Raw genomic sequence first — 21,860 nt, forward strand, 5'->3', positions numbered from 1 at the left:
GTAGGAGCTGCCGAAGGCTGCGATCTTTTGATCTGCTTTGGCTTTGGCTTTGGCTTTGGCTTTGGCTTTGGCTTTGGCTTTGGCTTTGGCTTTGGCTTTGGCTTTGGCTTTTGATGTGGCTTTTGATGTGGCTTTTGATGTGGCTTTTGATGTGGCTTTTGATGTGGCTTTTGATGTGGCTTTTGATGTGGCTTTTGATCTTTTGCCCCTTCGGCAGGCCGAGCGGAGGTGTTCATCAGGGGGTGGGAGCGCAGCGACCGTGCGGCGCAGCCGCATACATCGAGAGGAGGTGCAGCGAAGCAAACCGTAGGCGATGCCCCCGGATGGACATCGTAGCGAGGGAACACTGAGCCTCAGCGAAGTGCCGTACGCCGGGGGAAGCCTTTTTGGTTACTTTTTTCTGGGCCGGCATTCCGGGCGTTTGGAAAAAGTGACCCGCCGTAAGGGCGGAACCCTAAGAAGCCGTTACCGCAGCAACGGATCTGCCCCCCCAAACCCAACTCCAACTCCAAACAAAAAAAAGGCGCCATCCTCACGAATCGCGCCTTTCTCAATTCAGCTATCTATCAACTACCCAAAGCCTTCGAAGCCAGCCAGAACAACCCAGCCGACAGCGCAACAGTCGCCGGCAGGGTCAACACCCACGCCAACAGAATCGTACGAACCGTGCCACCCTGCAGGCCGCTCTTGTTGGCGACCATGGTGCCCGCCACGCCCGAAGACAGCACGTGAGTGGTCGACACCGGCAGGCTGAAGATGTTGGCCAGGCCAATCAAACTGGCAGTGGTGATCTGCGCCGACATGCCTTGGGAATAGGTCATGCCTTGCTTGCCGATCTTCTCGCCGATGGTCAGCACCACACGCTTCCAGCCAACCATGGTGCCGAGGCCCAAGGCCAGGGCAACCGCCAGAATCACCCAGAACGGGGCGTATTCAGTGGTGGTGGTCAGGTCCTTGCGCAGCTTGTCGAGGTCAGCCTTTTCACGCGGTTCCAGGCCAGGCAGCTTGCCAACCTTCTTCGCGGTGTCATCCAGGCACAGCAGGTAGCGACGCACTTCGATGCGGCTATCGGACGACAGCGAGTGGTAGTCCGCTACACCTTTAAGGGTGTGTAGCAGGGCGGAAATGGTCGGTTCGGTCTGCTGCGGGTTGCAGCGGAATTTCTCCGGCAGGTCGCCTTCTACGCTTTTGCCCAGGGCCAGGAATTCACCCAGCGAATCGGCATTGCGCTGGTAGAACTGGCTCAGGTGCAGGGTCGCGTCGCGGGTGCGTTCGATCTGGTAGGTCGTACTGTTCAGGTCGAGAACGAACTGTGCCGGGACGATACCGATCAGCACCAGCATGATCAGGCCGATGCCTTTCTGACCATCGTTGGAGCCGTGCACGAAGCTCACGGCCATGGCCGAGATGACCAGGACCAGACGGTTCCAGAACGGTGGATGCTTCTTGTCGTCAAGCTTGCGGCGCTGTTCCGGCGTCTTGTGCATTTTCGACAGTGGGCGCCACCATTTCAGACCGATCAGGATCAGCGCGGCGATCAGAAAACCGGCCATTGGCGAGAACACCAACGAGGCACCGATATCGATCGCTTTCTGCCAGTTCACGCCATCTGCCAACGGAATGTCGTTGATCAGGGCGTTGGCCAGGCCGACACCGAGGATCGAACCGATCAGCGTGTGCGAGCTGGACGCCGGGATACCGAAGTACCAGGTGCCAAGGTTCCAGGCGATTGCCGCGGCGAGCAACGAGAACACCATCGCCAGGCCATGGCCGGTGTTCACATTGATCAGCAGCTCAACCGGCAGCAAGTGGACAATGGCATACGCCACGCCAACGCCGCCCAGCAGCACGCCGAGGAAATTGAACACACCGGAGAAAAACACCGCCAGGTGAGGCGGCATGGCTTTGGTGTAGATAACAGTGGCTACCGCGTTAGCGGTGTCATGAAATCCATTGATGAACTCGAAGGCGAGGACAAACGTCAGGGCGAGCAAGAGGCTCACAAGCACCCAAGCATCCAATCCGCTGAATAAATCGATCATGAAGGTTTTCTGACCCGGTCGTAAGGGGGCGCGATTATGCCAGAAAAGACTGGAAATCGATGCCCTCCCTGCTCATCGGTAACACTCTTATTTCATTTAATTTGTTGCAGCGCGTTAAAACCCAGTGTCGTGCAGGGTTTTTCAACTCATTGATTTTGTTGGGAAAGTACATTTTTGACAGGCGTTTTTTCAGGCGCGTGTAAGGCTCAAACACTTGTCTGAAATATCTGTGAAACCTGTAGGAAGCACCTCTTCGCCCTGTAGGACGAGGAGATAGCCGCTGCCCGCGGGTAGCGGGCGCGCAAGGCATGGGCGTCACATCGCGTTTGTCCGCAATGCGCACATTGACCCTGAAAACCGATCAAAACCGGGCTTATGGCTCTTCGGCTTTGAGTTCCTTCTCGATCTTTTCGATTTCCTGCTTGAAAACCTGATCCTGAACAGTAGGGCGCTTGCGCCATGCCTTGCGTTCCGGTTCTGGCTGAGCGGCGTAGGTGGTGACTTCCCCGCCGTAAACTTCCTTGTAACGTTGTTCCTGGCGCTCAAGTTCCGCGCGCAGTTCGTCTTTCGTCACAGTGCTACCTGTTTGAGTTGAGTTAAATGTCTGGTGACACGCTCTGCAACGAATCGATTGAACGAACCCGATCAAAGCGCAACGCCTTAACAGGCATCGAGCGCATCGGTGGGCGATCAAGACTTCCGTGTTACAGGCGGCTGCAGCACCAGATTAAAACTGACGCAGCTTCAGTGTCCTGTTTCAGCAAGCGCTGGCGTTACATGGATGATGAGTGTCAGGCGCTGGCCGGGGCTGTCGGCGATGGACATCGCGTCAGCAGGTGGCGACCACGGCGATTAACAACGCGGCCCCACTGAACGCATTATAGCGGTCGATTCAGGAATGACTATCTTTGCCAAGTTAAAAACGGTTCGGGATGTGTGATTGTTTTGTTACTCGCAACTTTCCTGAGTAGTTCAAGTGCAGGCAAACGTTTACTTGCCCGTGCTTTGTTTTTGGCGCCATTTAGTCGATCAACTAAATCTTGGTCAAGATTGCCGAAAAGTTGCACAAACGTCTCAAATGGCAGAGTGAGGCAGGGCAGTGCGATTGCGATTATCGGGCGACGGTTCGATAATCGCCCAATGTTGGTGGCCCGCTGCTTGTGCATCGGCCTGCGAGCCGTTTGTATAGCCATTGATCCGTGCCGGATATAAGGACAAGAAATGAACGATCAAATGCGCAACTCCTTCACCTCCGTGGCGCCGCCGATCGTCGCCTCGCCAGCCAAGCGGATTCAGGCGCTGACCGGCGACCCTGATTTCATGACCTCGCTGGCCCGTGGCCTGGCCGTGGTGCAGGCTTTTCAGGAGCGCAAACGCCATCTGACCATCGCGCAGATCAGCCACCGCACGGAAATTCCCCGCGCTGCCGTGCGCCGTTGCCTGCACACCTTGATCAAACTCGGCTACGCCACCACCGATGGCCGCACCTATTCATTGCTGCCAAAAGTGCTGACCCTGGGCCACGCCTATTTATCTTCAACGCCTTTGGCCGTGTCCGCGCAGCCCTACCTCGACCGCATGAGCGAGCAATTGCACGAAGCCTGCAACATGGCCACGCTCGAGGGCGACGACATTCTCTACATCGCGCGATCGGCCACCACGCAGCGGCTGATTTCGGTCGATCTGTCCGTGGGTGGACGTTTGCCGGCGTATTGCACCTCCATGGGGCGGATTCTGCTCGCAGCACTGGACGACACGTCGCTGCGCGAATACCTCGATCACGCCGAACTGGTCGCCAAGACCAGTCGCACGATCCATACCCCCGATGCGTTGCTCGAGTGCCTGCAGGAAGTGCGGCAGCAGGGCTGGTGCATCGTCGATCAGGAACTGGAGCAAGGTCTGCGCTCGATCGCCGTGCCGGTTTACGACGCCTCGGGCCAAGTGGTCGCAGCGCTCAACGTCAGCACCCACGCCGGTCGCGTCAGCCGTACCGAGCTGGAGCAACGCTTTCTGCCGGGCCTGCTCAGCGCCAGTCGCGACCTCAGCGCGCAGTTGTTCGCCTGAGGAAGCTGTTCGATAAACGCACAGTGTTGCGTTTATCGAATTGACGCTAAAACCCTCGGATCATTAATGTCGCGGCAGCGTCATCCGGCGCTGTTGTGAATGAGCCTGCCGGATTGTCGACTCCCATAATAATGACAAGAGGCAACTCACCATGCGCACGCTCCCCGACTGTCTCCGCTTTCACCGCTGTTGCCGGGTTCACCGCAACGCCTGATTCCAACCTTCTATTCTTGTAGCTGTGCCGCCCTCTGGCCGGCCGCCGTTCGACTGCGTTTTTTGCGTGGAATAAAAATAATGAACCAGCCTCAGTCCGCTGTGGGTAACTGCCTCGACGTGCAGACCTTCATCAATGCCCAACCGATCTCGCGCTATCAATGGCGGGTGGTGATTCTGTGTTTCCTGATTGTGTTCCTCGATGGCCTCGACACCGCCGCGATGGGCTTCATTGCCCCGGCGCTGTCGCAGGACTGGGGCATCGACCGCGCCAGCCTCGGCCCGGTGATGAGCGCCGCGTTGATCGGCATGGTCTTTGGCGCACTCGGTTCCGGCCCTTTGGCTGACCGCTTTGGGCGAAAAGTCGTACTCGTCGGTGCCGTGGTTCTGTTCGGTGCTTTCAGCCTCGCGTCGGCGTATAGCTCCAACGTTGAACAACTGCTGGTGCTGCGCTTCCTCACCGGCCTGGGTCTGGGCGCGGGGATGCCGAACGCCACCACGCTGCTCTCGGAATACACCCCGGAGCGCAAGAAGTCGCTGCTGGTGACCAGCATGTTCTGCGGCTTCAACCTCGGCATGGCTGGCGGCGGGTTCATTTCCGCCAAGCTGATCCCGGCATTCGGCTGGCACAGTCTGCTGATGATCGGCGGGATTCTGCCGCTGATCCTCGCCGTGGTGCTGCTGTTCTGGCTACCGGAATCGGCGCGCTACCTCGTCGTGCGTAACCGTGGCGCAGACAAAGTGCGCAAGACCCTGGCGCCGATCGATCCGGTCACCGTCGCCCAAGCCTCGAGCTTCAGCGTGCCGGAACAGAAAACCGTCAAGGCGCGCAACGTCTTTGCGGTGATCTTCTCCGGCACTTACAGCACGGGCACTTTGCTGCTGTGGCTGACCTATTTCATGGGCCTGGTGATTGTTTACCTGCTGACCAGTTGGCTGCCGACGCTGATGCGTGACAGCGGCGCGAGCATGGAGCAAGCCGCGTTTATCGGCGCATTGTTCCAGTTCGGCGGGGTTTTGAGCGCGGTGGCTGTGGGATGGGCGATGGATCGCTTCAATCCGCACAAGGTCATCGGCATTTTCTACCTGCTGGCCGGGGTGTTTGCCTACGCGGTGGGGCAGAGCCTGGGCAATATCACCTTGCTGGCGACCTTGGTGCTGGTGGCCGGGATGTGTGTGAACGGTGCGCAATCGGCGATGCCGTCGCTGGCGGCGCGGTTCTATCCGACCCAAGGGCGGGCGACTGGCGTGTCGTGGATGCTCGGGATTGGCCGCTTTGGTGCGATTCTCGGCGCGTGGATGGGCGCGACGTTGTTGGGCCTGGGCTGGAATTTCGAGCAGGTGCTGACGGCGTTGGTGATTCCGGCGGGGTTGGCGACGGCGGCGGTGTTGATCAAAGGCATGGTCAGCCATGCGGATGCGACCTGAGTTTCGTGCGCATGATCGTTCCCACGCTCTGCGTGGGAACGCCTCATTGGACGCGGAGCGTCCGCCTTTGGGACGCGGAGCGTCCCGGACTGCATTCCCACGCGGAGCGTGGGAACGATCATTGTTAGGCAAACAACAATCTGTTCGATAAACGAACACTCAGTCGATTATCGGATTGTTTGGCGATTTTCCCAGGCTTAATCTGCAGTGACTCCGGCGCTGAACCTCGCGCCTTTTTATCACTGGCGATTCATTACAAAAACAGGAGCCCGCTCCATGGCTGAGATCCTTTCGCTGCACGACGCGGTGAAGCAATTCGTCAACGACGGCGACACCGTCGCACTCGAAGGCTTCACTCACTTGATTCCGACAGCTGCGGGTCATGAAATCATTCGTCAGGGCAAGAAAGATCTGACACTGGTGCGGATGACGCCTGACCTGATCTACGACCAACTGATCGGCGCCGGTTGCGCCCGCAAACTGATTTTCTCCTGGGGCGGCAACCCAGGCGTGGGTTCGCTGCACCGTCTGCGCGACGCTGTCGAGAAGCAATGGCCGCACCCGCTGGAAATCGAAGAACACAGCCACGCCGACCTGGCGAATGCCTACGTCGCCGGCGCCTCCGGCCTACCGTTTGCAGTGTTGCGTGCCTACGCCGGTTCCGATCTGCCGAAGGTCAATCCGCTGATCAAAACCGTGACCTGCCCGTTCACCGGTGAAGTGCTGGCCGCTGTGCCGTCGGTGCGTCCCGATGTGACCGTGATCCACGCGCAGAAAGCCGACCGCAAGGGCAACGTTTTGCTGTGGGGCATTCTCGGCGTGCAGAAAGAAGCGGCTCTCGCGGCCAAACGCTGCATCGTCACTGTTGAAGAAATCGTCGACGATCTCAACGCGCCGATGAACTCTTGTGTATTGCCGACCTGGGCCTTGAGCGCGGTCTGCCATGTGCCCGGTGGCGCACATCCGTCCTACGCCCACGGTTACAACGAGCGTGACAATCGTTTCTATCAGGCGTGGGATCCGATCGCCCGCGACCGTGAGACGTTTACCGCATGGATCAACGAATACATCCATGGCTGCGCTGACTTCAGCGAGTTTCAGGCCAAGTTGGCCGCTGCTTCGGAGGCCAAGTAATGACTTACACCACCAATGAAATGATGACCGTCGCGGCGGCCCGTCGCCTGAAGAACGGCTCGGTGTGCTTCGTCGGCATCGGCCTGCCGTCGAAAGCCGCCAACCTCGCGCGACTGACTTCTTCGCCTGACGTGGTACTGATCTACGAATCGGGCCCGATTGGCGCCAAGCCGAGCGTATTGCCGCTGTCCATCGGTGACGGAGAGCTGGCGGAAACCGCCGACACCGTCGTACCGACCGGTGAGATTTTTCGCTATTGGTTGCAGGGCGGACGCATCGACGTCGGTTTTCTCGGTGCTGCGCAGGTCGACCGTTTCGGCAACATCAACACCACCGTGGTCGGCGATTACTTCTCGCCGAAAGTCCGTCTGCCGGGTGCCGGTGGCGCGCCGGAAATTGCCGGTTCGGCGAAAAGCGTGTTGATCATCCTTAAACAGTCGGCGCGTTCGTTTGTCGACAAGCTCGATTTCATCACCTCGGTCGGTCACGGCGAGGGTGGCGATTCACGCAAACGTCTGGGCCTGCCGGGCGCCGGACCGGTCGGCATCATCACCGACCTGTGCATCATGGAACCGGAAGAGGGCACCCACGAATTCGTGGTCACCGCACTGCACCCGGGCGTAACCCGCGAGCAAGTGGTTGCGGCCACCGGTTGGGCGATTCGTTTTGCTGACAGCGTCGAAACCACCGCTGAGCCGACTGAAGTCGAGCTGACTGCGTTGCGCGATCTCGAAGCGCGCACCGCCGCCGCCCACGGCCAGGCACCGGGAGAAGCATGATGCGTGACGTTTATATCTGCGACGCGATACGCACGCCGATCGGCCGTTTCGGCGGCGGATTGTCCGCGGTCCGCGCCGATGACCTGGCCGCTGTGCCCATCAAAGCCCTGATGGAGCGCAATCCCTCGGTGGACTGGAACGCCATCGATGAAGTTTTCCTCGGCTGCGCTAACCAGGCCGGCGAGGACAACCGTAACGTTGCGCGCATGGCGCTGCTGCTGGCGGGCCTGCCGGAAACCGTACCGGGCGTGACCCTCAATCGTCTCTGCGCTTCGGGCATGGACGCGATCGGCACCGCATTTCGCGCCATCGCCAGCGGCGAGATGGAGCTGGCGATTGCCGGTGGCGTCGAGTCGATGTCCCGCGCACCGTTCGTGATGGGCAAGGCTGACGCAGCGTTCTCGCGCAACATGAAGCTCGAAGACACCACCATCGGCTGGCGTTTCATCAACCCGCTGATGAAGGCGCAATACGGCGTCGACGCCATGCCGCAGACCGCCGACAACGTCGCCGACGACTATAAAGTGTCGCGCGCCGATCAGGACGCTTTCGCCCTGCGCAGTCAGCAACGTACCGCCGCCGCGCAGGCTGCCGGCTACTTCGCTGAAGAAATCGTCGAAGTGCGGATCGCCCACAAGAAGGGCGAAACCGTGGTCAGCCAGGACGAACATCCGCGTGCCGATACCACGATTGAAGCGTTGACCAAGTTGAAACCGGTCAACGGTCCGGATAAAACCGTTACTGCCGGCAATGCTTCCGGCGTCAACGACGGTGCCGCCGCGCTGATTCTCGCTTCCGCCGAAGCGGTGAAAAAACATGGCCTGACCGCCCGCGCCAAAGTGCTCGGCATGGCCAGCGCCGGTGTGGCCCCGCGAGTGATGGGCATCGGCCCAGTGCCGGCGGTGCGCAAGTTGATCGAGCGTCTCGGCGTCGCGGTCAGCGATTTCGACGTGATCGAACTCAACGAAGCGTTTGCCAGCCAAGGCTTGGCGGTGCTGCGAGAACTGGGTCTGGCGGATGACGCCGCACAGGTCAACCCGAACGGCGGGGCGATTGCTCTCGGCCACCCGTTGGGCATGAGCGGTGCGCGTCTGGTGCTGACCGCGCTGCATCAGCTGGAAAAGACCGGCGGCAAGAAAGGTCTGGCGACCATGTGTGTCGGTGTCGGCCAAGGTCTGGCCCTGGCCATCGAACGCGTCTGACGCAAGCCGTGAAGAAAAAGAACAGAGGAAAGCGACATGTCTGACAAGCCTGGTTACCGTCGTCCGCAGGAAGGCACTCAGCCTGAGTACCTGCACCCGACGTATCAATCCACCAACCTGCGTTCGCCGTCGAAGCCGTTGGTGTTTCTGCCGCACTCGCTGTCGGAAATCACCGGGCCGACCATCGGCGCCGAGCGTGTAGGCGATACCGATAACGACCTGACCGCTCAGCATGAAGGCGAGCCGCAAGGCGAACGCATCATCGTTCACGGTCGTGTACTGGACGAAAACGGTCTGCCGGTGCCGGGGATTCTGGTGGAGATCTGGCAGGCCAACGCCGCCGGCCGCTACAACCACAAGCGCGACCTGCACGACGCGCCGCTGGACCCCAACTTCACCGGCACCGGCCGCACCGTCACCGATGCTGACGGCTGGTATCAGTTCCAGACCATCAAGCCCGGCGCCTATCCGTGGGGCAACCACCACAACGCCTGGCGTCCGGCGCACATCCACTTTTCGCTGTTCGGGCCGAGCATCCTGACGCGACTGGTCACGCAAATGTATTTCCCGGGCGACCCGCTGCTGGCCTACGACCCGATCTACAACTGTGTGCCGGACACCTCGGCCAAGGAACGCCTGATCGCCAGTTTCGATCTGGAAAAAACCATTCCGTCCTACGCCCTCGGTTATCGTTGGGACATCGTGCTGCGCGGGCGTGAAGCCACGCCGATGGAGAAATAAGATGACGCTGACTGCGACCACGTCCCACACCGTCGGGCCGTATTACCACATCGGCCTGACCTGGCTGAACCGCGAAGACCTCACCGTCGAACAAACCCTCGGCGAGCGCGTGGCGATCACCGGGCAAGTGGTGGATGGCAATGGCGATGTCGTCAACGACGCCATGCTCGAAGTCTGGCAGGCCAACGCCGCCGGCAAATACGACCACCCGGAAGACGAGCAGGACAAACCGCTCGATCCGAATTTCGAAGGCTTTGGCCGGGTGCCGGTGGACGCTGAAGGGCGTTTCCGTTTCACCACGATCAAACCAGGCACCGTAGAGGGCCTCAAAGGCTCGACCCAGGCGCCGCACTTGGTGGTGCTGGTGTTTGCCCGTGGTTTGGTCAAGCACCTGCTGACGCGGATTTATTTTGAAGGCGAGCCGGCGAACGTTGATGATCCGTTGCTGGAATGTGTGCCAGCCGAGCGTCGCAGTACGTTGCTGGCGAAGAAGGATGCGTCGGGTGTTTATCAGTGGGATGTGATTCTGCAGGGCACCGATGCCGAGACGGTGTTCTTCGATTATTGAGATCAAAAGATCGCAGCCTGCGGCAGCTCCTACATGATCATTCCCACGCTCTGCGTGGGAATGCCGCCATGGACGCTCCGCGTCCACTGTGACGCGGAGCGTCACCGGATGCGTTACCACGCAGAGCGTGGGAACGATCAGCAGGGGAATGCAGACCCATGTAGGAGCTGCCGAAGGCTGCGATCTTTGGATGTTTCGCCTTGTGGAACGGGACTGTTGCAAAGTATGTCTAGACTCTCACTGTCCCTATCGAGTGAAAAACAATGACAACCACCACCTCCCATTACACCGGTGAAGAGCGCAGCAAGCGCATCTTTGCCATTGTCGGCGCCTCGTCCGGCAACCTCGTCGAATGGTTCGACTTCTACGTCTATGCGTTTTGCGCGATCTATTTTGCCCCGGCGTTTTTCCCCTCCGACAACCCCACCGTGCAACTGGTCAACACCGCCGGCGTGTTCGCTGCCGGTTTCCTGATGCGCCCGATTGGCGGCTGGATTTTCGGTCGGGTCGCCGACAAGCACGGGCGCAAGAACTCGATGCTCATCTCGATTCTGATGATGTGCTTCGGCTCGTTGTTGATCGCCTGCTTGCCGACCTATAAAGATATCGGCGTCTGGGCGCCGGTCCTGTTGTTGTTCGCGCGTCTGCTGCAAGGCCTGTCGGTTGGCGGCGAGTACGGCACCACTGCCACCTACATGAGCGAAGTCGCGCTCAAGGGCCAGCGCGGATTTTTCGCCTCGTTCCAGTACGTGACCCTGATCGGCGGGCAACTGCTGGCGGTGTCGCTGGTGGTGATCCTGCAGCAATTCCTCACCGAAGAAGACCTGCGCGCCTACGGCTGGCGGATTCCGTTTGTGGTCGGTGCGGTGGCGGCGCTGATCTCGCTGTTCCTGCGTCGCAGCTTGAAAGAAACCACCAACAAGGAAACCCGCGCGCACAAAGACGCCGGTAGCATCAGCGCGCTGTTCCGCGATCACAAAGCCGCGTTCATCACCGTGCTCGGTTACACCGCCGGTGGCTCGTTGATTTTCTACACCTTCACCACGTACATGCAGAAATATCTGGTCAACACCGCCGGCATGCACGCCAAGACCGCCAGCTACATCATGACCGGCGCGCTGTTCCTTTATATGTGTATGCAGCCGCTGTTCGGCATGCTCGCCGACAAGATCGGCCGACGTAATTCGATGTTGTGGTTTGGCGCGCTGGGTACGCTGTTCACCGTGCCGATTCTGTTGAGCCTGAAAAGCGTCAGCAGCCCGTTCCTCGCATTTGTGCTGATCACCGTGGCGCTGGCGATCGTCAGTTTCTACACCTCGATCAGCGGCCTGGTGAAAGCTGAAATGTTCCCGCCGGAAGTCCGCGCCCTCGGCGTTGGTCTGGCCTACGCGGTGGCGAATGCGATCTTCGGTGGTTCGGCGGAATTCGTCGCCCTGAGCCTGAAGAACATCGGCATGGAAAATTCCTTCTACTGGTACGTGACGGCGATGATGGCAATCGCGTTCCTGTTCAGCCTGCGCTTGCCGAAACAAGCGGCGTACTTGCACCACGATCTCTAACCCGATGCGCGCGGGCCGTGATGGCCCGCGCCGGCAAGGATTTTTATGACTCAGCGACCGGGCAATCAATTGTTCGATGCCTACTTCACTGCCCGCGATATGCGCGAAGTGTTCTGCGATCAGGGCCGTGTGCAGGCGATGCTCGACTTCGAAGCCGCGTTGGCCCGGGCCGAGGCGCGGGTCGGGTTGATTCCGGCTTCGGCGGTGGCGCCGATTGCGGCGGCTTGCAGCGCTGATCTGTATGACTTCGCAGCGCTGGGCGAGGCGATTGCCACGGCTGGGAATTCGGCGATTCCGCTGGTCAAGGCGTTGGGCAAGCAGATTGCCGCCACCGATGCCGAAGCCGAGCGTTATGTGCATTTGGGCGCAACCAGTCAGGACGTGATGGATTCCGGGCTGGTGCTGCAATTGCGTCAGGCGCTGGAATTGATTGAAAGCGATCTGGCGCAACTGGCCGAATCCCTCGCGACCCAGGCGCAACGTCATGCCGCCACGCCGCTGGCCGGACGCACTTGGCTGCAACACGCGACGCCGGTGACTCTGGGCATGAAAATCGCCGGGTGGTTGGGGGCTGTCACGCGCAGCCGTCAGCGTCTGCGCGAACTCAAGCCGCGTTTGCTTGTGCTGCAATTTGGCGGCGCATCGGGAACGCTCGCGGCACTTGGCGAACAGGCCCTGCCGATTGCCGAAGCACTGGCTGAAGAACTGCAACTGACTTTGCCGGAACAGCCGTGGCACACCCAGCGTGATCGCGTGGTGGAGTTCGGCGCGGTGCTCGGTCTGATCGCCGGTAGCCTCGGCAAATTTGGCCGCGACATCAGTCTGTTGATGCAGACCGAAGCGGCGGAGGTTTTTGAGCCATCGGCGCCGGGCAAGGGTGGCTCGTCGACCATGCCGCACAAACGCAATCCGGTGGGTGCGGCGGTGTTGATCGGCGCGGCGACGCGGGTGCCAGGGCTGGTCTCGACGCTGTTCAGCGTGATGCCGCAGGAGCACGAACGTAGCCTCGGCTTGTGGCATGCCGAATGGGAAACCCTGCCGGAGATTTGCTGCCTGGTGTCGGGTTCGCTGCAACAGGCTCGCTTGTTGGCCGATGGACTCGAAGTGGACGCCGCACGCATGGCGCGCAACCTCGAATTGACCCAAGGGCTGGTGCTCGCCGAAGCGGTGAGCATCGTCCTCGCGCAACGGGTTGGCCGCGACACTGCGCATCACCTGCTGGAGCAATGCTGCAAACGTGCAGTGGCAGAGCAGCGTCATTTACGCGCTGTGCTTGGTGACGAACCGCGAGTCACCGCTGAACTGAGCAGCGCTGAACTGGATCATCTTTTGAACCCCGCCCATTACCTCGGTCAGGCGAAAACCTGGGTCGAGCGTGCGGTGGCCGAACACAATGCATTGTCTGTCTGAAAGGAGAGGGCTGTGGCTTTCGTTCAACTCGCCGATGGCGAACTGCACTATCAAATCGAGGGCCCGGTCGATGCACCGGTGCTGGTGCTGTCCAACTCGCTGGGCACCGATCTGCACATGTGGGACGCGCAGATGCCGGCGTTCACCGAGCATTTTCGCGTGTTGCGTTTCGACACCCGTGGCCATGGTCAATCGCTGGTGACGCCGGGGCCGTATAGCATCGAACAACTCGGTCACGACGTCCTTGGTCTGCTGGATGCATTGCACATCGAGCAAGCGCATTTCTGCGGATTGTCGATGGGTGGCTTGATCGGCCAATGGCTGGGGATCAACGCCGGGCATCGTCTGCACAAGCTGATCGTCTGCAACACGGCGGCAAAAATCGGCGATCCGTCGGTGTGGAATCCCCGCATCGAAACCGTGCTGCGCGATGGTGCGGCAGCGATGGTTGCGCTGCGTGATGCGTCGATTGCCCGTTGGTTTACCCCTGACTTTTCCGCTGCCCATCCGGCGGCGGCCAAGCAGATTACCGACATGCTCGCGGCCACTTCACCTGAAGGTTACGCGGCCAATTGCGCGGCGGTGCGTGATGCCGATTTCCGTGAACAACTGGCCTCGATCAATGTGCCGTTGCTGGTGATTGCCGGCACCGAAGATGCGGTGACGCCGCCGTCCGGTGGGCATTTCATTCAAGAGCACGTGCGTGGCGCGGAATACGCCGAGTTCTATGCGGCGCACCTGTCCAACGTGCAGGCTGGCGCGGATTTCAGTGATCGTGTGTTGGCGTTTCTGAACGCCTGATAAGGGGATTTTCGTGGACGAGAAACAACGTTACGACGACGGTATGCAAGTGCGCCGCGCGGTGCTCGGCGATGCGCATGTCGATCGCAGCCTGACCACGCTGACCGAGTTCAACTCGGAGTTTCAGGAAATGATCACCCGGCACGCCTGGGGCGATATCTGGACGCGTCCGGGCTTGCCTCGGCACACCCGCAGTTTGATCACCATCGCCATGCTGATCGGCATGAACCGCGAAGGTGAGCTGAAACTGCATTTGCGCGCGGCGGCGAATAATGGGGTGAGCCGGGGCGAGATCAAGGAAGTGATCATGCAGAGCGCGATTTACTGCGGGATACCGGCGGCGAATGCGACGTTTCATTTGGCTGAGTCGGTTTGGGATGAGTTGGGTGTTGAATCCCGCGAGTGACGTTGCCTGAGCTGACGCCATCGCTGGCAAGCCAGCTCCCACAGGGTTTTTCAGCGAACACATATTTTGTGCACACCTGAAAAACCTGTGGGAGCTGGCTTGCCAGCGATAGCGGTAGTGGCCGCGACAAATCAGACGCTGGCCACAATAAATATCCGCTTGAACGCAAACAACGTATGCCCATCTGCCTCCTGCGGATAATGCGCATGCACGCGCATCAGGTAGTGATAGATAAACCGCGCCTGCTGCGCTGAATCCAGCGCCTGCATCACCGGCCGCAGCGCCGAGACTTTCACCCAGTCGTACACCGGCGATTTGCCGTCGATCACCTGCAACTGCTCGGTTTCCCAGATATCCAGCGACGTGGTCATCGGCGCGAGCAACCGGTAGTAATCCTCCAGCGCCATTAACGGTCGCGCCGCCATGCGCTGACGCAGTTCTGCTGTGCCCAATGGCGTACCGTTGGGGCCGCCGTCTTCGAGGGTGTCGAGCATCAGCCGATACCACAAGGCATCGCGCCAGTCTGGCATGTGCGCGGCCAGACAGCCGCCCGGATTGAGCTGGCCCAGCAGGTGCGGCAACAGCGTTTCATGGCCATCGATGAAGTGCAGCACGGCGGCGGCGAACAGCAGATCCGCGGGTTGTTCCGGTTGCCAGTCGAGCACATCGCAGTGTCGCCACAACGCCTTGATTGGCAGGCACCGTGCCCGGTCCAGCATCTGCGCGGAACTGTCGATGCCCTGCAACTGCGCGCGTGGCCAGCGCTCGGCCAACAATTGCGTGGCGATGCCGGTGCCGCAGCCGAGGTCGATGATGCTTTGGGGGTTTTGCAGGTCGATGCGGTCGAGCAATTCGTTGACCGGCCGTTGCCTGAGACGGGAAAACTGCTGGTACGCCTTGGCGTCCCAGTCGGGTGCTGGTTTGACACGGGTGATCATGAGGTCGTCCTCCGGTGATCGGCGGTGTCTTCCGATGACAACCTGGCGCACAACTTGAGGACCGACAACGACGACGGAAGCGGGAAGGGTGAAGCGCCTGAGTCTTTCAGGTTTTGTCACTCTACCCGCGGCCCGACAAAGCGCCACTTCTCCTGACCAATGGCACAAAACCCCTGTAGGCGCTGCCGAAGCCTGCGATCTTTTGATTTTGTTTTTAAGATCAAAGTCAAAAGATCGCAGGCTTCGGCAGCGCCTACAGGGGGGGGTTAAAGGAGGCTGATCGGGTAGCTGACGATCAAGCGGTTTTCGTCGAACTCGTTGTTGCTGAAATCACGACGCATGGTCGAGTTGCGCCATCTGACGTTCAGATCCTTGAGCGTGCCGCTCTGTACCGTGTAGCCCAGTTCCGACTCGCGGCCCCATTCCTTGCCGTCGGTGATGGTGCCGGTGTGCACGTTGTCGCCGCTGATGTAGCGGTTCATCAGGGTCAGACCAGGGACGCCGAGCGCGGCGAAGTTGTAGTCATGACGCAGTTGCCAGGAACGTTCCTGTGCGTTGTCGTAACTGGCGTTATAGCTGTCGTTGGCCAAGGTGCCGCCACTGGTGCCGTTGACGCGCATCCACGCGCTGTCGCCGGTGAGTTTCTGCAGGCCGACGTAGAAAGTGTTACCGCCGTATTTGGCCGAGAACATGCCCGACCAGGTCTTGTTGTCCAGATCGCCGGCGCGGGCGCTGCCGTCGTCCTTGCCATAAAAAAAGCCAAGGTTGGCGCCCAGCGTCCAGTCGCCCAACGGCTGGCTGTGGATCAGGTTGATGTATTGCTGGCTGTAGATGTCCTTGAGTTCAGCGTTCCACAGGCCGATCTGCGTGCGCTTTTCGTTGAACACGTATTCGCCGCCCTGAAAGTTGAAGCGATCAGAGGTGAACGCGGGTTTTCCGGTCATCGACATGTCAGTCATGCTGCTGTCGTCGCGCGGGCTGTTGGCGCGGAATTGGCCGCCGTAGAGGGTCAGGCCATCGATTTCCTTCGAGGTGATCTGGCCGCCACGGAAGGTTTGCGGCAACGAGCGGCCATCGTCCGAACGCAGGATCGGCAGCACCGGCATCCACTCGCCGACCTTCACTTCGGTCTGGGAAAGCTTGGCCTTGAAGGCGACATTGGTGCGACCGAAGTTGTCTGCCGGGCGGCCATCGTGATCCAGCGGCAGCAGCTGCGTACCGCCGGTGCCTTTACCGCCATCGAGTTTCACCGAGTACAAACCCAGCACGTCCATGCCGAAACCGACGGTGCCTTGGGTGAAGCCGGATTTGGCGTCGAGGATGAAGTTCTGCGTCCACTCTTCTGCCTTGCCCTGGGCCTTGGTCGGGTTGGTGAAGTTGCGGTTGATGTAGAAGTTGCGCAGGTTGAGGTTGACCTTGGCACCTTCGACGAAGCCGGCTTCTTCAGCGGCAACGGGCAGCGCCGCGCCGGCCAGGGCCAAAGCGATCAGGCCGGGAAATGCATAAGGCGCAGGGGAGGTGGTCATGGCTCGGGTCTCTCTTGTTTTTTTAGGGCGAACGGGGGGGCTGCGGCCGTTTTTTACGGTGCAGATGTGAGCGGTCTTCAGGGGATGAAACGAAAGTAGTCAGCCGGATCGGGCAGGGCGCGGAAGCATGGTGTCGAACCTGATGTTATTGGTTTTGTTGATCGAATGGTGCGGGGGGCGGAGGTTTGGATTCAATTGGGTGGAGCGGGTTTTGGGCGATTATCGAACGCAAGATTCAGCAGGATTTTGCGATAGATCTCAGGGCCTCATCGCTGGCAAGCCAGCTCCCACAGGTTTTTGCGTCGTTCCCAATTGTGGGTACACCACAGAACATTGTGGGAGCTGGCTTGCCAGCGATGGGGCCAGTGCAGACACCTGCATTTTTCCGCAGGCAACAAAAAGCCCACCAATCGGTGGGCTCCTTGTTTTCACTCGATGATGATCAGAACAACTTCATCTTCGGTGCTTCTTCTTTCAGCGGTTCGTTCTGCGCGGTCTGTGCATTCCAGCCGCCGCCCAAGGCCTTGTACAGATTGACCGCACTGGTCAGCTGCGCGAGGCGGTCGGTGATCAGCGCTTGTTGCGCGCTGAACAACTGACGCTGGGCATCGAGGAAGGTCAGGTTGCTGTCGACGCCGATGCGATAGCGACGTTCGGCCAGACGGTAGTAATCCTGGTTGGCCTGAACGAAGTCACGCTGCGCTTGCAACTGCTCGGTGTAGGTCTGGCGGGCGGCCAGGCCGTCGGCGACTTCCTGGAAGGCCGTTTGAATGGACTTCTCGTAGTTCGCCACGCCGATGTCCTTCTGGATCTCGGCGGCATCGAGGCTGGCGCGCAGGCTGCCAGCGTTGAAGATCGGCAGGTTGATCTGCGGCGCGAACAGCCATGTCCCCGATCCACCCTTGAACAGGCCGGACAGGTCCGGGCTCAGGCTGCCCGCGTTGGCGGTCAGGCTGATGCTCGGGAAGAACGCGGCACGGGCCGCGCCGATGTTGGCGTTGGCCGCTTTCAGGTTGTACTCGGCTTGCAGAATGTCCGGACGACGTTGCAGCAGGTCCGAAGGCAGCCCCGGTGGTACGTCGCTGAGCAGGTCATCCGACAGCGGTTTGGCCGCTTGCAGATTGGCCGGGATACCGGTGCCGAGCAGCAGGGTCAGGCTGTTTTCGTCCTGCGCCACCTGGCGGGTGTAACGCGCCAGTTGGGCCCGGGCATTTTCCACGGAAGTGCGCGACTGCGCCAGGTCCAGCGCCGAAGCCACACCGACTTCGTTGCTGCGGCTGGTCAGCTTGTAGCTTTCTTCGAAGGCACCGAGGGTGTCTTGGGTCAGCTTGAGCAGTTCCTTGTCGGCCTGCCAGGTCAGGTAAGCGTTGGCGACACTGGCGACCAGACTGATCTGGGTGCTGCGACGCGCTTCTTCAGTGGCGAAGTATTGTTGCAACGCTTGCTCGCTCAGGCTGCGAACGCGACCGAACAGGTCGAGCTCGTAGGCGCTGATGCCGACGGTGGCGGAATACGAACTGCTGATCATCGATTCGCCGGTTTGCGAGGCACGCTCCGGCAGACGCTGGCGGCTGCCGGCAGCGTTAGCCGACACCGCCGGGAACAGGTCGGCGCGCTGGATGCGGTATTGAGCCGCATAGGCGTCGATGTTCAGCGCCGCGACACGCAGGTCGCGGTTATTTTCCAGGGAGACCTGGATCAGCTGTTGCAGCGCAGGGTCATGGAAAAACTGCTTCCAGCCCTGCTCGGCAGCGGCCTGCGCCGGTGCCTGGGCCGGCGAATACGCCGGCCCCTGCGGGTACTGACCTGCGACCGGAGCCTCAGGCTGCTGATAATCAGGTATCAGCGAGCAACCGCTCAGCACGAAGGCCGCGACTGCGATGGAGAGTAGCGACTTGCTCATTGGCCAGCCTCTTTAGGAGTTTCAGTCGTCTCATCCTCGTCAGCGACTTTACGCTGGCCGATGGACGAAACCGTAACGAAGAACAGTGGGACCCAGAAGATCGCCAGGATCGTGGCCGTGAGCATACCGCCAATCACGCCGGTACCGATCGCATGTTGACTGCCTGAACCTGCGCCAGTGGAAATCGCCAACGGTACAACACCGAGGACGAAGGCCAGCGAGGTCATGATGATCGGGCGCAGACGCATGCGGCAGGCTTCGATCGCCGCGTCACGCAGGCTGCGTCCCTGTTCATGCAGTTCCTTGGCGAACTCGACGATCAGAATGGCGTTTTTAGCCGCCAGACCGATGGTCGTCAACAGCCCCACCTGGAAGTACACGTCGTTGGACAGACCGCGCAGGCTGGTCGCCATGAGTGCACCGATGATCCCCAGCGGCACCACGAGCATTACCGCGATCGGAATTGACCAGCTCTCGTACAGCGCCGCCAGACACAGGAACACCATCAGCAGCGACAGGGCGTACAGCGCTGGCGCTTGCGAGCCGGACAGACGCTCCTCGTATGACAGACCGGTCCAGGAGATACCGACACCCGCTGGCAGCTTCTTGGCAATCGCTTCGACTTCGGCCATTGCTTCACCGGTGGAATAACCCGGCGCTGGCGAACCGAGCACCTCCATCGCTTCCACGCCGTTGTAACGGGCCAGCTTCGGCGAACCGTAGATCCACTCGCCTTTGGCGAACGCGGAGAACGGCACCATGGTCCCGGCGTTGTTGCGCACGTACCATTTCTTCAAGTCTTCAGGGCTCATGCGAGCACCGGCCTGACCTTGCACGTAAACCTTCTTCACCCGACCACGGTCGATGAAGTCGTTGACGTAGCTACTACCGAAGGAGATCGACAGCGTGCTGTTGATGTCGGTGAGGCTCAAACCGAGGGCTTGGGCTTTCTCGTCATCGATTTCCAAGTGGTATTGCGGTTCATCGTTCAAGCCGTTCGGACGCACCTGATAGAGCACTTTGCTCTGCGCAGCGAGGCCGAGGAACTGGTTACGCGCCTCCATCAGCTTGTCGTGACCGATACCGGCACGGTCCTGCAGGAACACGTCGAAACCGGTGGCGTTACCCAGCTCCAGTACTGCGGGCGGGGCGAAAGCGAACACCATCGCGTCGCGGAAACTGAAGAAGTGTTGCTGGGCACGCTGAGCCAGGGCAAACACGCTGTTGTCCGCGTTACGCTCGTCCCACGGCTTGAGCATGATGAACGCCAGGCCAGAGCTTTGACCGCGACCGGCGAAGTTGAAGCCGTTCACGGTAAACACCGAGGACACTGCGCCTGCTTCTTTATCCAGCAGGTAGCTACGCATTTCGTCGATAACCACTTGAGTACGCTCGGCACTCGAACCAGCCGGGGTCTGCACCTGGGCGAACAGTACGCCTTGGTCTTCTTCCGGCAGGAACGCGGTTGGAATGCGGGTGAACAGCCAGATCATGCCGACCACGATCAGCAAGTAGGCCAGCAGGTACGGCGCTTTGCGCGACAGCATGTTGCCGACACCGCGCTCGTAGCTCTGCACACCACGGTCGAAATTGCGGTTGAACCAGCCAAAGAAACCCTTCTTCGGCGTGCCATGCTCACCTTTCGGAATCGCCTTGAGCATGGTGGCGCACAGCGCCGGGGTGAAGATCAGCGCAACCAAAACCGACAGGGCCATGGCCGAAACGATGGTGATCGAGAACTGCTTGTAGATCACACCGGTGGAACCGCTGAAGAACGCCATCGGCAGCAGTACCGCCGACAGAACCAATGCAATACCGACCAGTGCGCCCTGGATCTGGCCCATGGATTTCTTGGTCGCTTCCTTCGGTGACAAGCCTTCTTCGCTCATCACCCGCTCGACGTTTTCCACCACAACGATGGCGTCGTCCACCAGCAAACCGATGGCCAGCACCATACCGAACATGGTCAGGGTGTTGATGCTGAAGCCGAACGCCGCGAGGATGCCGAACGTACCCAGCAATACCACCGGCACGGTCATCGTGGTGATGACGGTGGCGCGGAAGTTTTGCAGGAACAGGAACATCACCAGGAACACCAGCACGATCGCTTCGACCAAGGTTTCAACCACACCTTTGATCGACTCGGTCACCACCGGGGTGGTGTCGTACGGGAACACCACTTCCATGCCTTGCGGGAAGAACGGCTTGAGGTCGTCAATCGTCTTGCGCAGCGCTTTCGCGGTGTCGAGGGCGTTGGCACCGTTGGCCAGTTTTACCGCCAGACCCGAAGCCGGGCTGCCGTTGAACTGTGCAGAAATACTCGAGTTTTCACCGCCCAGACCGACGTCAGCGACGTCGCCGACACGCACTTGCGAGCCGTCCTGGTTGACCTTCAGCAGAATCGCCTTGAACTGCTCGGCCGTCTGCAGACGGGTCTTGCCGATGATCGTGGCGTTCAGTTGCTGGCCAGGCAGAGCCGGCAAACCGCCGAGCTGACCGGAAGACACCTGGACGTTCTGCGCCGAGATCGCGGTGCTGACATCGCCCGGGGTCAGGTTGTACTTGTTCAACTTGGCCGGGTCGAGCCAGATGCGCATCGCGTACTGGGCACCGAAGACCTGGAAGTCACCGACACCGGCGGTCCGCGAAATCGGATCCTGCATGTTCGACACGATGTAGTTGGACAGGTCGTCCTTGGTCATGCTGCCGTCACGCGATACCACGCCGATGACCAAGAGGAAGTTTTTCACTGCCTTGGTCACGCGGATACCCTGTTGCTGCACTTCCTGCGGCAACAGCGGGGTGGCGAGGTTCAGCTTGTTCTGAACCTGCACCTGCGCGGTGTCGGAGTTGGTGCCTTGCTCGAAGGTCGCGGTGATGGTCATGCTGCCGTCGGAGTTACTTTCCGAGGACACATAACGCAGGTTGTCGATACCGTTGAGCTGCTGCTCGATCACCTGGACCACGGTGTCCTGCACGGTTTGCGCCGAAGCGCCCGGGTAGGTCACGGAGATCGCAATGGCCGGTGGCGCAATGCTCGGGTATTGGTTGATCGGCAATTTCAGGATCGAAAGTGCCCCGACCAGCATGATCACCAGGGCGATTACCCAGGCGAAAATCGGACGGTCGATGAAGAATTTTGACAT

17 protein-coding genes are annotated in these 21,860 nt (G+C 60.2%); 11 read left to right on the forward strand and 6 right to left on the reverse strand.

Translation table 11 applies throughout. From position 1 onward, the window contains the following. Positions 1-566: 566 nt before the first annotated feature. Both EJA71_RS11935 and EJA71_RS11940 read right to left on the reverse strand, forming a co-directional pair. The gene (locus EJA71_RS11935) at positions 567-2,042 is read right to left on the reverse strand and encodes an inorganic phosphate transporter (RefSeq protein WP_158957037.1); all 1,476 of its coding nucleotides are present in this window, start codon (positions 2,040-2,042) and stop codon (positions 567-569) included. Positions 2,043-2,415: 373 nt separating this feature from the next. Then, positions 2,416-2,616 carry a hypothetical protein gene (locus EJA71_RS11940; RefSeq protein ID WP_008080067.1) on the reverse strand — a complete coding sequence of 67 codons (201 nt, stop codon included), beginning with the start codon at positions 2,614-2,616 and terminating at the stop codon, positions 2,416-2,418. A gap of 647 nt (positions 2,617-3,263) precedes the next feature. On the opposite strand from EJA71_RS11940, the gene pcaR reads away from it, so the two are divergent. The 11 genes from pcaR (at position 3,264) to pcaC (ending at position 14,347) form a co-directional block, all read left to right on the forward strand. Continuing rightward, positions 3,264-4,106: a pca regulon transcriptional regulator PcaR gene (gene pcaR / locus EJA71_RS11945; protein WP_007917109.1), complete on the forward strand. Its 843-nt coding sequence runs from the start codon at positions 3,264-3,266 to the stop codon at positions 4,104-4,106. Between the two features lie 294 nt (positions 4,107-4,400). Beyond that, the gene (locus tag EJA71_RS11950) at positions 4,401-5,747 is read left to right on the forward strand and encodes an MFS transporter (protein ID WP_158957039.1); all 1,347 of its coding nucleotides are present in this window, start codon (positions 4,401-4,403) and stop codon (positions 5,745-5,747) included. A gap of 276 nt (positions 5,748-6,023) precedes the next feature. Continuing rightward, positions 6,024-6,881: a CoA transferase subunit A gene (locus tag EJA71_RS11955; RefSeq protein WP_158957041.1), complete on the forward strand. Its 858-nt coding sequence runs from the start codon at positions 6,024-6,026 to the stop codon at positions 6,879-6,881. Continuing rightward, positions 6,881-7,660: a CoA-transferase subunit beta gene (locus tag EJA71_RS11960; RefSeq protein WP_158957043.1), complete on the forward strand. Its 780-nt coding sequence runs from the start codon at positions 6,881-6,883 to the stop codon at positions 7,658-7,660. The genes EJA71_RS11955 and EJA71_RS11960 overlap by 1 nt, the downstream gene beginning before the upstream one ends. Next, complete coding sequence (pcaF, locus tag EJA71_RS11965; RefSeq protein WP_178113685.1) at positions 7,657-8,862, forward strand: 3-oxoadipyl-CoA thiolase; 1,206 nt, start codon at positions 7,657-7,659, stop codon at positions 8,860-8,862. The genes EJA71_RS11960 and pcaF overlap by 4 nt, the downstream gene beginning before the upstream one ends. Before the next feature lie 36 nt (positions 8,863-8,898). Beyond that, positions 8,899-9,603: a protocatechuate 3,4-dioxygenase subunit beta gene (gene pcaH / locus EJA71_RS11970; protein WP_038358206.1), complete on the forward strand. Its 705-nt coding sequence runs from the start codon at positions 8,899-8,901 to the stop codon at positions 9,601-9,603. A 1-nt stretch (position 9,604) separates the two neighbouring features. Beyond that, the gene (gene pcaG / locus EJA71_RS11975) at positions 9,605-10,171 is read left to right on the forward strand and encodes a protocatechuate 3,4-dioxygenase subunit alpha (protein WP_158957047.1); all 567 of its coding nucleotides are present in this window, start codon (positions 9,605-9,607) and stop codon (positions 10,169-10,171) included. A gap of 263 nt (positions 10,172-10,434) precedes the next feature. Beyond that, complete coding sequence (locus EJA71_RS11980) at positions 10,435-11,730, forward strand: MFS family transporter (protein ID WP_016982813.1); 1,296 nt, start codon at positions 10,435-10,437, stop codon at positions 11,728-11,730. Positions 11,731-11,775: 45 nt separating this feature from the next. Then, positions 11,776-13,140, forward strand: coding sequence for a 3-carboxy-cis,cis-muconate cycloisomerase (locus EJA71_RS11985; protein ID WP_158957049.1), 1,365 nt, complete (start codon positions 11,776-11,778; stop codon positions 13,138-13,140). A gap of 12 nt (positions 13,141-13,152) precedes the next feature. Beyond that, positions 13,153-13,941 carry a 3-oxoadipate enol-lactonase gene (gene pcaD, locus EJA71_RS11990; RefSeq protein WP_158957051.1) on the forward strand — a complete coding sequence of 263 codons (789 nt, stop codon included), beginning with the start codon at positions 13,153-13,155 and terminating at the stop codon, positions 13,939-13,941. Positions 13,942-13,954: 13 nt separating this feature from the next. Continuing rightward, positions 13,955-14,347, forward strand: a complete 393-nt coding sequence (gene pcaC / locus EJA71_RS11995) for a 4-carboxymuconolactone decarboxylase (protein ID WP_025110738.1) — start codon at positions 13,955-13,957, stop codon at positions 14,345-14,347. A gap of 131 nt (positions 14,348-14,478) precedes the next feature. Here pcaC and EJA71_RS12000 read toward each other — a convergent pair whose 3' ends face one another. The 4 genes from EJA71_RS12000 to emhB all read right to left on the reverse strand — a co-directional run bounded on the left by EJA71_RS12000 (position 14,479) and on the right by emhB (position 21,860). After that, positions 14,479-15,285: a methyltransferase domain-containing protein gene (locus EJA71_RS12000; protein ID WP_158957053.1), complete on the reverse strand. Its 807-nt coding sequence runs from the start codon at positions 15,283-15,285 to the stop codon at positions 14,479-14,481. A gap of 266 nt (positions 15,286-15,551) precedes the next feature. After that, entirely contained in the window at positions 15,552-16,811 is a 1,260-nt protein-coding gene (locus EJA71_RS12005) for an OprD family porin (protein ID WP_158957055.1), read from the reverse strand. 442 nt (positions 16,812-17,253) lie between these two features. Next, positions 17,254-18,714 carry an efflux RND transporter outer membrane subunit EmhC gene (gene emhC / locus EJA71_RS12010; RefSeq protein ID WP_158957057.1) on the reverse strand — a complete coding sequence of 487 codons (1,461 nt, stop codon included), beginning with the start codon at positions 18,712-18,714 and terminating at the stop codon, positions 17,254-17,256. After that, positions 18,711-21,860, reverse strand: a complete 3,150-nt coding sequence (gene emhB, locus EJA71_RS12015) for an efflux RND transporter permease subunit EmhB (protein ID WP_158957059.1) — start codon at positions 21,858-21,860, stop codon at positions 18,711-18,713. The genes emhC and emhB overlap by 4 nt, the downstream gene beginning before the upstream one ends.

Origin of the sequence: Pseudomonas sp. PB106 (assembly GCF_009764645.1) — a bacterium.
Classification (GTDB): domain Bacteria; phylum Pseudomonadota; class Gammaproteobacteria; order Pseudomonadales; family Pseudomonadaceae; genus Aquipseudomonas.

Bases quoted from the DNA above. Each gene is read 5' to 3' on its own strand.
- emhC (WP_158957057.1), bottom strand. From the start codon at position 18,714: ATGAGCAAGTCGCTACTCTCCATCGCAGTCGCGGCCTTCGTGCTGAGC.
- pcaR (WP_007917109.1), top strand. From the start codon at position 3,264: ATGAACGATCAAATGCGCAACTCCTTCACCTCCGTGGCGCCGCCGATC.
- EJA71_RS11960 (WP_158957043.1), top strand. From the start codon at position 6,881: ATGACTTACACCACCAATGAAATGATGACCGTCGCGGCGGCCCGTCGC.
- EJA71_RS11935 (WP_158957037.1), bottom strand. From the start codon at position 2,042: ATGATCGATTTATTCAGCGGATTGGATGCTTGGGTGCTTGTGAGCCTC.
- EJA71_RS11985 (WP_158957049.1), top strand. From the start codon at position 11,776: ATGACTCAGCGACCGGGCAATCAATTGTTCGATGCCTACTTCACTGCC.
- EJA71_RS11980 (WP_016982813.1), top strand. From the start codon at position 10,435: ATGACAACCACCACCTCCCATTACACCGGTGAAGAGCGCAGCAAGCGC.
- pcaF (WP_178113685.1), top strand. From the start codon at position 7,657: ATGATGCGTGACGTTTATATCTGCGACGCGATACGCACGCCGATCGGC.
- EJA71_RS12000 (WP_158957053.1), bottom strand. From the start codon at position 15,285: ATGATCACCCGTGTCAAACCAGCACCCGACTGGGACGCCAAGGCGTAC.
- EJA71_RS11950 (WP_158957039.1), top strand. From the start codon at position 4,401: ATGAACCAGCCTCAGTCCGCTGTGGGTAACTGCCTCGACGTGCAGACC.
- EJA71_RS12005 (WP_158957055.1), bottom strand. From the start codon at position 16,811: ATGACCACCTCCCCTGCGCCTTATGCATTTCCCGGCCTGATCGCTTTG.
- emhB (WP_158957059.1), bottom strand. From the start codon at position 21,860: ATGTCAAAATTCTTCATCGACCGTCCGATTTTCGCCTGGGTAATCGCC.
- EJA71_RS11955 (WP_158957041.1), top strand. From the start codon at position 6,024: ATGGCTGAGATCCTTTCGCTGCACGACGCGGTGAAGCAATTCGTCAAC.
- pcaG (WP_158957047.1), top strand. From the start codon at position 9,605: ATGACGCTGACTGCGACCACGTCCCACACCGTCGGGCCGTATTACCAC.
- pcaH (WP_038358206.1), top strand. From the start codon at position 8,899: ATGTCTGACAAGCCTGGTTACCGTCGTCCGCAGGAAGGCACTCAGCCT.